Below are 8,861 nucleotides of genomic sequence, written 5' to 3' on the forward strand. Positions count from 1 at the left end.
GTGCCTTATGCCAACGACAAGGAGGATTTGGACGGGCTCCTCGCCAAGGTCGTCAGCGAAAAGGCGCCGCTGGTCTATCTCTCCAATCCCGACAATCCGATGGGAAGCTGGTGGGAGGCGCCGGATGTCGTCCGCTTCATCGAAGCGCTGCCGGAAACCACCATGCTGGTGCTGGACGAAGCTTATGGTGAGCTTGGCCCGGCCACGGCGCTGCCGGCGATCGATGTCGCGCGGCCGAACGTCATCCGCATGCGCACCTTCTCCAAGGCTTACGGCCTGGCCGGCATACGCTGCGGCTACGCCGTGGCGGAGGCCGAGGTGATCCGCGACTTCGAGAAGATCCGCAACCACTACGGCGTCAGCCGCATGGCGCAGATCGCCGGTCTCGAGGCGCTTGCCGATCAGGATTACCTGCGCACGGTGGTGGCGCGCGTGGCGGCTGGCCGCGAGCGCATTTCGACCGTCGCCAGGCAGAACGACCTGAAACCGTTGCCGTCGGCGACCAATTTCGTCACCATCGACTGCGGCCGCGACGGCGCCTTCGCGCTGAAGGTGATGCAGGGCCTCTTGTCGCGCGACGTGTTCATCCGCAAGCCGATGGTCCCCAGGCTCGACCGCTGCATAAGGGTCAGCGTCGGCCTCGACCACGAGCTCGACATCTTCGCCGAGGAATTGCCGGGCGCGCTCGCGGCAGCGCGGGGGAACTGACCGGACCCCAGCCCCTGCTTCCCAGGGAGCTAATTGGGCGATTCACAGTCCCGCGGCTGCCAGCAGACGCGTCACGCGGTTCAGCGCATCGGAAAGCTCAGCGGCTTGCCCGTTCTCGAGCTTGACGATCAGGCGGGCGAGATCGCGGTTCGTCGTTGCCTCGAGATCGGCCAGCGCGGCCTTACCCCGCTCGGTCAGCGCAAGGACGGGCGGCCCGTTCTCCGGGTCGTCGCGCATTTCAGCCAGCCCCGTGGCAGTGAACCTCCGAAGCACCCGCATGAGATAGGCGGGGGCGAGGTTGAGTTCTCCAGCCAGTTCGGATGCCACCGGCGCGAGGTCGAGATGAAACATGCGCGCCAGCAGACCAGCCGGTCCAACGGGTCTAGGCTTGCACCCGAGCTCGAACAGCAGGCGGGCTTCGACCAGCGTGTAGGGGCTCTGCATCAAGGTCTCATCGAGCAACCCCACCAGCCCGGTATAGAACCGGTTGAAGCGACGAATCTCATGGACCAGGGCTTCATGCGGCATGCCGACCCTCCTCGGAGACATTACATCCGATAATTTCCTTGTTGGTTGACTGAGTCAATTATTTAATCGCCATACCACCCATCCTTTGAACCGGTTGCATTTGCCCGTTCGCGCTCCAGATTGATGGGGAAGATTCTGGAGCGGACGATGCAAGGTGAGCAAAAAGCCGTTCGGGTGCGTGTTTCCGGTACGGTGCAAGGCGTGAGCTACCGTGTCTGGACGCGCGGCGAAGCCCTGCGTCTCGGGTTGACGGGTTGGGTGCGCAACGAGCGCGACGGCTCGGTCACCGCTCTGATTGCCGGCGCCGATGCCGCTGTCACGGCGATGACCGAACGTCTGTGGCAAGGGCCGCGTGGCGCGCTCGTCTCGAAGGTCGAGATCGAGGAAGCGGGCGACGACGCGCCCGTGGATTTCAGGATTGTCGTGTGAGTTGGTCTCTCCCCCCTTGAGGGGGAGATGGCCGGCAGGCCAGAGGGGGTCGTCTCACGTAGGTCTCCAGCGTGGGCTTCTTGCCGCAAAGGGCGTTGGCGCTTCACGCGAGACGACCCCCTCTGTCGCCTTTGGCGACATCTCCCCCTCAAGGGGGGGGAGATTTGGCGCTTGAATTAATTGAACGTTCGTTTTATTAGTGCTGCTGGAGGCGAAATGGCGCGCACCACAGGCTCAGACGGGGAAAAGACCGAGGCGGCCGTCCGCGAGGCGGCGGTCAGCCTGATCGCGCGGCTGGGCTATGAGGCGATGTCGATGCGGCAGCTGGCGGCTGAGGTCGGCGTGCAGGCGGCAGCGCTCTACCGTTACTTCCCCACCAAGGAAGATCTGCTTTTCACCTTGATGCGAGAGCATATGGAGGGTCTGCTCAAGGCTTGGGACGCGGCGCGGCCGTTAAGTGCCGATCCGGTCACCCGGCTTGCCGCCTATGTCGAGAACCATATCGCCTTCCACATCGAGCGGCGCCACGCCACCCATGTCTCCAACATGGAATTGCGCAGCCTGTCGCATGAAAGACTGACGCAGATCCTCAAGATGCGCACAGCCTATGAGAAGGAGCTGCGCACGATCCTGCGCGACGGCGTGGAAGCAGGCGCGTTCGAGATCGACGATACGGGCCTGACCGCCATGGCGCTGATCCAGATGATGACCGGCGTGATCGTCTGGTTCCGTCCGGGCGAACGGCTGTCGCTCGCCGAAGTCACGGCATCATATCTTTCGATGACAATGCGCCTGGTCGGCGCGACAATCAGCCATGGCACCGCGCGTCCTTCCGGGCGAGCCGGGAACGCCGTGGCACTCTGATACGGGCATGATCCCCGCGAAGACCGGGGCGTGCGCAGGGAGGAACGGCATGTACACGAACACGCTCAGCTTCGGACTTGATCCCGACATCGAGGCGTTGCGCGACACTGTACGGCGCTTCGCTCAGGACAGGATCGCGCCGATCGCGGCGGAGATCGACCGCTCCAACGAGTTTCCCGCGCATCTGTGGGGCGAGCTCGGCGCGCTCGGCCTGCTCGGCATCACCGCCGATCCTGATTTCGGCGGAACCGGCATGAACTATCTCGCGCATGTCGTGGCCATGGAGGAGATTTCGCGCGCATCGGCTTCTGTCGGCCTCTCCTACGGCGCGCATTCCAACCTTTGCGTCAACCAGATCAATCGCTGGGCCACGCCGGCGCAGAAGGAGAAATACCTGCCTGCCCTCTGCTCGGGCGAAACCGTCGGCGCGCTGGCGATGTCGGAACCGGGCGCTGGCTCCGACGTGGTGTCGCTCAGGCTGCGCGCCGAAAAGCGCAATGACCGCTATGTGCTCAACGGCTCGAAAATGTGGATAACCAACGGCCCCGACGCCGGAACGATGGTGGTCTACGCCAAGACCGATCCGGAGCGCCATTCGCGCGGCATCACCGCTTTCATCGTCGAAAAGACTTTTGCCGGCTTTTCGGTGGCGCAGAAGCTCGACAAGCTCGGCATGCGCGGCTCCAACACCGGCGAGCTCGTCTTCGAAAATGTCGAGGTGCCGTTCGAGAATGTGCTGCATGAGGAAGGGCGCGGCGTCGAGGTGCTGATGTCGGGGCTCGACTATGAGCGGGCAGTGCTTTCCGGAGGCCCCATCGGGCTGATGGCGGCCTGCCTCGACGTCGCCGTACCTTACGTGCATGAGCGCAAGCAGTTCGGCCAGCCGATCGGCACGTTCCAACTGGTGCAGGGCAAGCTCGCCGACATGTACACGACGATGAATGCCGCGCGGGCTTACGTCTATGCGGTGGCGGCCGCCTGCGATCGCGGCGAGACCACGCGCAAGGACGCCGCCGGCTGCCTGCTCTTCGCGGCCGAGAAGGCGACGCAGATGGCACTCGACGCGATCCAGCTGCTCGGCGGCAACGGCTATATCAACGATTACCCGACGGGACGGCTGCTGCGCGATGCCAAGCTCTACGAGATCGGCGCCGGCACCAGCGAGATCCGCCGCTGGCTGATCGGCCGCGAGATCATGGCGGAGGGGGCGTGATGCCCCTCTCCGCCATCTCAGCCGAACGCCTTGGGCAGGTCGTCGGTTGGCTTGGCGACGATCTGATGCGCGTCGCGCCACAGGATCTCGCGCTGACGGGCCGCCGTGATCGGGCGCACCGGCAAACCACCCTCTTCGATCAGCCAGGCGCAATAACGCGCACGACTGATCGCTTCCCTGGCGTCCGGATGGAACCAGCAGATGCCCCAGATCGAATTCCGGCGCTTGAAATGCCGGCCGACCCGGCCTGGAATGGGCAGATGCCGGTTGAACCAGTCGAACTGATCGTCCAATTCGTCATGGATCCAGTCCGGGCATCCGTTCCGGTACAGGTACCAGGACGCGTGGAAGAAGCCGGTCTCCACCCGGCTGTTCGGATGGATCAGCGGCGTTACAAACCGCAAATACATGATGACACCCACAGCGCCTGCGGGCGCCGTGTTCCTCTTGCTCAGATTCGGGACGTGGACAGCCGCCCTTCGGCGGCGTCAGGCCATGGCCGAAGGGAGACATCTGGTGAAACGCATATCCATGCTTTCCATCGTCGCCTCTTGAGGGTGTCATACGTACAAAAGATGCCACGGTTGGCACGCTGCATCCGGGCGCGGGCTGTTACACTGGTTCCGCTACGGCATCAAGAGGTGTGAGGAACAAATTGGCCACCCTGCAAACCCAGATCTCCCCCTCCTCCGACATTTTCCGCGCCAATGCCGAACGCATGCGGGCGCTGGTCGACGACATTTCCGAGAAGGCGGCAGGCGTCGAGCGCGGCGGCTCCGACGAGGCGCGCGAACGCCATGTCTCACGCGGCAAGCTTCTGCCGCGCGAGCGGCTGGCACAGCTGCTCGACACCGGCTCGCCCTTCCTCGAGGTCGGCCAGTTCGCGGCCTGGTCGATGTATGGCGAGGACATTCCGTCGGCCGGCATCATCACCGGCATCGGCCGGGTCGAGGGCCGGGAGGTGATGGTCGTCGTCAACGACGCGACGGTGAAGGGCGGCACCTATTATCCGCTGACGGTGAAGAAGCATTTGCGCGCGCAGGAGATCGCGCTGCAGAACAACCTCCCATGCGTCTATCTGGTCGACAGCGGCGGCGCCAATCTGCCGAACCAGGATGAAGTCTTCCCCGACCGCGAGCATTTCGGCCGCATCTTCTACAACCAGGCCAACATGTCGGCGGCGGGCATCCCGCAGATCGCCTGCGTGATGGGCTCCTGCACGGCGGGTGGCGCCTACGTGCCGGCGATGTCGGACGAGACGATCATGGTGCGCAACCAGGCGACCATCTTCCTTGGCGGCCCGCCGCTGGTGAAGGCGGCGACGGGGGAGGATGTCAGCGCCGAGGAGCTCGGCGGCGCGGACGTCCATACCAGGCTTTCCGGTGTCGCCGACCACTACGCCATGGACGACGAGCACGCCCTGGCCATTTGCCGGCGCATCATCCGGAATCTGAATCGGAACAAGGCCCTGAGCCTGAATCTGCAGAAGCCGATCCAACCGCTTTACGATCCGCAGGAACTCTACGGCATCGTGCCGACGGATCTGCGCCAGCCCTATGACGTGCGCGAGGTGATCGCGCGCCTTGTCGACGGTTCGGAGTTCGACGAGTTCAAGCAGAATTACGGCACGACCTTGGTCACCGGCTTCGCGCATCTGCACGGCATGCCGGTCGGCATCCTCGGCAACAACGGCGTGCTGTTTTCCGAAAGCGCGCTCAAGGGCGCGCATTTCATCGAGCTCTGCTGCCAGCGCGGCATTCCGCTGGTCTTCCTGCAGAACATCACCGGCTTCATGGTGGGGCGAAAATACGAGGCCGGCGGCATCGCCAAGGACGGCGCCAAGCTGGTCATGGCCGTCGCCACCGCCAAGGTGCCGAAGCTCACCGTCATCATCGGCGGCTCGTTCGGCGCCGGCAATTACGGCATGTGCGGCCGCGCCTATTCGCCCCGCTTCCTATGGATGTGGCCCAACGCGCGCATCTCGGTGATGGGCGGCGAGCAGGCAGCCACCGTGCTTGCCATGGTCAAACGCGAAGGCATCGAGCGCAAGGGTGGTGAATGGAGTGCCGAGGAGGAAGCCAAATTCAGGAAGCCGATCCTGATGAAATACGAGCATGAGGGCCACCCGCTCTATTCCTCGGCGAGGCTCTGGGACGACGGCATCATCGATCCGGCCAGAACCCGCGACGTGCTGGCGCTCAGCCTCTCCGCGGCGCTCAATGCCGGCATCGAGGACACGAAGTTCGGCGTGTTCAGGATGTGACGATGGGTGCTCTCGGCGACAGGATCCGCATCCACACCGGCGACATCACCCGACTCGTGGTGGATGCCATCGTGAACGCAGCGAATTCCTCATCGCTCGGCGGTGGCGGCGTCGACGGCGCCATCCACCGCGCGGCCGGGCCGGAGCTGGTTGCCGAGTGCCGGACGCTCAACGGCTGCAAGACCGGCGACGCCAAGCTGACCAGGGGCTACCGCCTGCCGGCGCGTTTCATCATCCATACGGTCGGTCCGGTCTGGCAGGGCGGCGGCGAGGGCGAGGCGAGCCTGCTTGCCTCGTGCTATCGGCGCTCGCTCGAAATCGCACTCGGCCATGATTGCCGGACGGTGGCGTTTCCGGCGATCTCGACCGGTATTTACCGCTTTCCGAAGGAGGAAGCGACTGGGATTGCCGTCGACACAGTCAGTAACTTTCTGCGGCAGAATGCAGTGCCGGATGCAGTTACCTTCTGCTGTTTCGATGAGCAGACGGCGGAGATCTACCGGCGGGCCGCCGCTGCCGTTGGAAGGAGCGGACCTTGATGACCAAAACTGCCCAAGAGGCGACCTCGGCAGAGCACTCCCTTGGCGAGGGAGAGGTCTATGATTTCGGACGAATGCTTGTCCCGAAGCGCTGGCGGGACAGCGCCCCCCTATGCCCTGCCGGGCATCTCCCGCAGAAGGGGGGAGATCAGCAGCTTTGCGGACGGCTCCTTTGCAACGTCGATAGTTGGCGAAGGCGGCGGCGACATCCAATCTCCCCCCAAGTGGGGGAGATGTCCGGCAGGACAGAGGGGGGCGCGAAGGAACGCCGACCTCGCTCAAAGCATACTCTGGCTGCGGAGGTTCCATGTTCGGCAAGATCCTGATCGCCAATCGCGGCGAGATCGCCTGCCGCGTCATTCGCACGGCCCGCAAGCTCGGCGTGCGCAGCGTGGCCGTCTATTCCGACGCCGACGCCCGCGCCTTGCATGTCGAGATGGCCGACGAGGCGGTGCATATAGGCCCCTCGCCTGTCGGCGAAAGCTATCTGCGCGGCGACAAGATCGTTGCCGCGGCGCTCGCCACCGGCGCCGAGGCGATCCATCCCGGTTACGGCTTCCTGTCGGAAAATCCGGATTTCGTCGACCAGGTGACCGCGGCAGGCCTCGTCTTCATCGGGCCGAGCGCCGCCTCTATCCGCGCCATGGGATTGAAGGACGCCGCCAAGCGGCTGATGGAGGCGGCCGGCGTGCCCGTCGTGCCCGGCTATCATGGCGAAGCGCAGGAGATCGTGCTGCTCGCCTCCAAGGCGCGCGAGATCGGGTACCCCGTCCTGATCAAGGCGCGCGCCGGCGGCGGCGGCAAGGGCATGCGCCGCGTTGACCATCCCGACGATTTTTCCGAAGCGCTGTCGGGCGCGCGGCGCGAAGCGAAAGCGGCGTTCGGTGACGACCGGGTGCTGGTCGAAAAATATGTCGACAAGCCGCGCCATATCGAGTGCCAAGTGTTCGGCGACAATTTCGGCAATGCCGTGCATCTCTTCGAACGCGACTGCTCGGCGCAACGCCGCCACCAGAAGGTGATCGAGGAAGCCCCCGCCCCCGGCATGACGCCTGCGCTGCGCAAGGCGATGAACGAGGCAGCCGTAAAGGCCGCCAAGGCGATCAATTATTCGGGTGCCGGCACCATCGAGTTCATCGTCGACGCCTCCCAGGGGCTCAAAGCCGACCGCTTCTGGTTCATGGAGATGAACACGCGGCTGCAGGTCGAGCACCCCGTCACCGAGATGGTCACCGGCGTCGATCTTGTCGAATGGCAGTTGCGCGTCGCGTCCGGCGAAAGGCTGCCGAAGACGCAAGGCGAGATCGCGCTTTCCGGCCACGCCTTCGAGGCGCGCCTCTATGCCGAGGACGCTGCGAAAGGGTTCCTGCCCGCGACCGGCAGGCTGCATCATCTGAAATTCCCAGACGCGGCGCCGGAGGGTGCTGCGATGCGCGTCGAAACCGGCGTACGCGCCGGCGACGCGATCTCGCCCTTCTATGACCCGATGATCGCCAAGCTGGTGGTGCACGGCAAGGACAGGAACGCCGCCCTTGCGGCATTGCGCGGTGCGCTCGCCGAGACCGAAGTTGCCGGCTCGACAGTCAACACCCCCTTCCTGGCGGCGCTTGCCGCGGACGCCGATTTCGCGGCCGGCGATGTCGATACCGGGCTGATCGGCAGGCATCAGGAGGCGCTCACCGCCATCCCCGCGCCAAGCGACGAGACGATTGCCGCCGCGGCGCTGGCCGCGACCGACGCCGGCGCGCCAGGTGCCGCCGCAGATCCGTGGTCGACGCTCTCAGGCTATGCCCATTTCCACACGCTCGCGCGCCGCATCCGCCTGCGCCATGGCGAGGAGAACATTCTGGCCCGGGTTTCGGCGCGGCCGGACGGCCGCTTCCAGGTGGCGCTGGAGGCGCCGCATGATGCCGTGAACACGCATGATCTGAGAACCATGCCGCGCGCCGTCCGCTGGCCCGGCCACGTCACGGTCTTCGAGGGCGCCGTCGGCTACACCTTCACGGTTCGCGACCCGCTCGCCAAGGCCGACGAGGCGGGAGCCGCCTCAGGCAGCCTGCGCGCGCCGATGCCGGGGCTGGTCAAGCTGGTGCGGGCAGCAGTGGGCGATGCCGTGATCAAGGGCCAGCCGCTTCTGATCCTTGAGGCGATGAAGATGGAGCACATGATCGCCGCCCCGCATGACGGGGTGATCGCGGAGATCGCGGCCGAGGGAGCTCAGGTCAGCGACGGCACGGTGCTGGTGCGGTTCGCGGAGGACCAGCGATAAAACGAAAGTGGCCGGGACGAGCCCCGGCCACCTTCACACAAACAGGAG

Annotated in this window: 9 protein-coding genes; 7 read left to right on the forward strand and 2 right to left on the reverse strand. The window is 65.0% G+C overall.

The window, feature by feature from the left end:
- The coding region (locus tag EOA27_RS11190; RefSeq protein WP_127256167.1) for an aminotransferase class I/II-fold pyridoxal phosphate-dependent enzyme at positions 1 to 708 on the forward strand (708 nt) is incomplete at its 5' end.
- Positions 709 to 750: 42 nt separating this feature from the next.
- Here the strand turns inward: EOA27_RS11190 and EOA27_RS11195 are convergent.
- Positions 751 to 1,236 carry a MarR family winged helix-turn-helix transcriptional regulator gene (locus tag EOA27_RS11195; protein WP_126078338.1) on the reverse strand — a complete coding sequence of 162 codons (486 nt, stop codon included), beginning with the start codon at positions 1,234 to 1,236 and terminating at the stop codon, positions 751 to 753.
- A gap of 147 nt (positions 1,237 to 1,383) precedes the next feature.
- Here EOA27_RS11195 and EOA27_RS11200 point away from each other — a divergent pair, with 147 nt between their 5' ends.
- The 3 genes from EOA27_RS11200 to EOA27_RS11210 all read left to right on the forward strand — a co-directional run bounded on the left by EOA27_RS11200 (position 1,384) and on the right by EOA27_RS11210 (position 3,742).
- On the forward strand, positions 1,384 to 1,665 hold the full coding sequence (locus EOA27_RS11200; RefSeq protein ID WP_126078339.1) for an acylphosphatase: 282 nt from the start codon (positions 1,384 to 1,386) through the stop codon (positions 1,663 to 1,665).
- Positions 1,666 to 1,881: 216 nt separating this feature from the next.
- Positions 1,882 to 2,529, forward strand: coding sequence for a TetR/AcrR family transcriptional regulator (locus EOA27_RS11205; RefSeq protein ID WP_126078340.1), 648 nt, complete (start codon positions 1,882 to 1,884; stop codon positions 2,527 to 2,529).
- Between the two features lie 49 nt (positions 2,530 to 2,578).
- Positions 2,579 to 3,742: an isovaleryl-CoA dehydrogenase gene (locus EOA27_RS11210; RefSeq protein WP_126078341.1), complete on the forward strand. Its 1,164-nt coding sequence runs from the start codon at positions 2,579 to 2,581 to the stop codon at positions 3,740 to 3,742.
- 17 nt (positions 3,743 to 3,759) lie between these two features.
- Here EOA27_RS11210 and EOA27_RS11215 read toward each other — a convergent pair whose 3' ends face one another.
- Positions 3,760 to 4,152 (reverse strand): hypothetical protein, encoded by a 393-nt coding sequence (locus EOA27_RS11215; RefSeq protein ID WP_126078342.1) that lies wholly within the window; start codon positions 4,150 to 4,152, stop codon positions 3,760 to 3,762.
- A gap of 245 nt (positions 4,153 to 4,397) precedes the next feature.
- Between EOA27_RS11215 and EOA27_RS11220 the strand changes: the two genes are divergently transcribed.
- The 3 genes from EOA27_RS11220 to EOA27_RS11230 all read left to right on the forward strand — a co-directional run bounded on the left by EOA27_RS11220 (position 4,398) and on the right by EOA27_RS11230 (position 8,813).
- Positions 4,398 to 6,005 (forward strand): carboxyl transferase domain-containing protein, encoded by a 1,608-nt coding sequence (locus tag EOA27_RS11220; protein WP_126078343.1) that lies wholly within the window; start codon positions 4,398 to 4,400, stop codon positions 6,003 to 6,005.
- Positions 6,006 to 6,007: 2 nt separating this feature from the next.
- On the forward strand, positions 6,008 to 6,544 hold the full coding sequence (locus tag EOA27_RS11225; protein ID WP_126078344.1) for an O-acetyl-ADP-ribose deacetylase: 537 nt from the start codon (positions 6,008 to 6,010) through the stop codon (positions 6,542 to 6,544).
- A gap of 307 nt (positions 6,545 to 6,851) precedes the next feature.
- Positions 6,852 to 8,813, forward strand: a complete 1,962-nt coding sequence (locus tag EOA27_RS11230) for an acetyl/propionyl/methylcrotonyl-CoA carboxylase subunit alpha (RefSeq protein ID WP_127256170.1) — start codon at positions 6,852 to 6,854, stop codon at positions 8,811 to 8,813.
- The last annotated feature ends 48 nt before the right edge of the window (positions 8,814 to 8,861 follow it).

Origin of the sequence: Mesorhizobium sp. M2A.F.Ca.ET.037.01.1.1 (assembly GCF_003998075.1) — a bacterium.
Classification (GTDB): Bacteria; Pseudomonadota; Alphaproteobacteria; order Rhizobiales; family Rhizobiaceae; genus Mesorhizobium.

What these genes read in the sequence shown, in the direction of transcription:
- EOA27_RS11205 (WP_126078340.1), top strand. Translation starts at nt 1,882, where the DNA reads ATGGCGCGCACCACAGGCTCAGACGGGGAAAAGACCGAGGCGGCCGTC.
- EOA27_RS11225 (WP_126078344.1), top strand. Translation starts at nt 6,008, where the DNA reads ATGGGTGCTCTCGGCGACAGGATCCGCATCCACACCGGCGACATCACC.
- EOA27_RS11230 (WP_127256170.1), top strand. Translation starts at nt 6,852, where the DNA reads ATGTTCGGCAAGATCCTGATCGCCAATCGCGGCGAGATCGCCTGCCGC.
- EOA27_RS11210 (WP_126078341.1), top strand. Translation starts at nt 2,579, where the DNA reads ATGTACACGAACACGCTCAGCTTCGGACTTGATCCCGACATCGAGGCG.
- EOA27_RS11200 (WP_126078339.1), top strand. Translation starts at nt 1,384, where the DNA reads ATGCAAGGTGAGCAAAAAGCCGTTCGGGTGCGTGTTTCCGGTACGGTG.
- EOA27_RS11215 (WP_126078342.1), bottom strand. Translation starts at nt 4,152, where the DNA reads ATGTATTTGCGGTTTGTAACGCCGCTGATCCATCCGAACAGCCGGGTG.
- EOA27_RS11195 (WP_126078338.1), bottom strand. Translation starts at nt 1,236, where the DNA reads ATGCCGCATGAAGCCCTGGTCCATGAGATTCGTCGCTTCAACCGGTTC.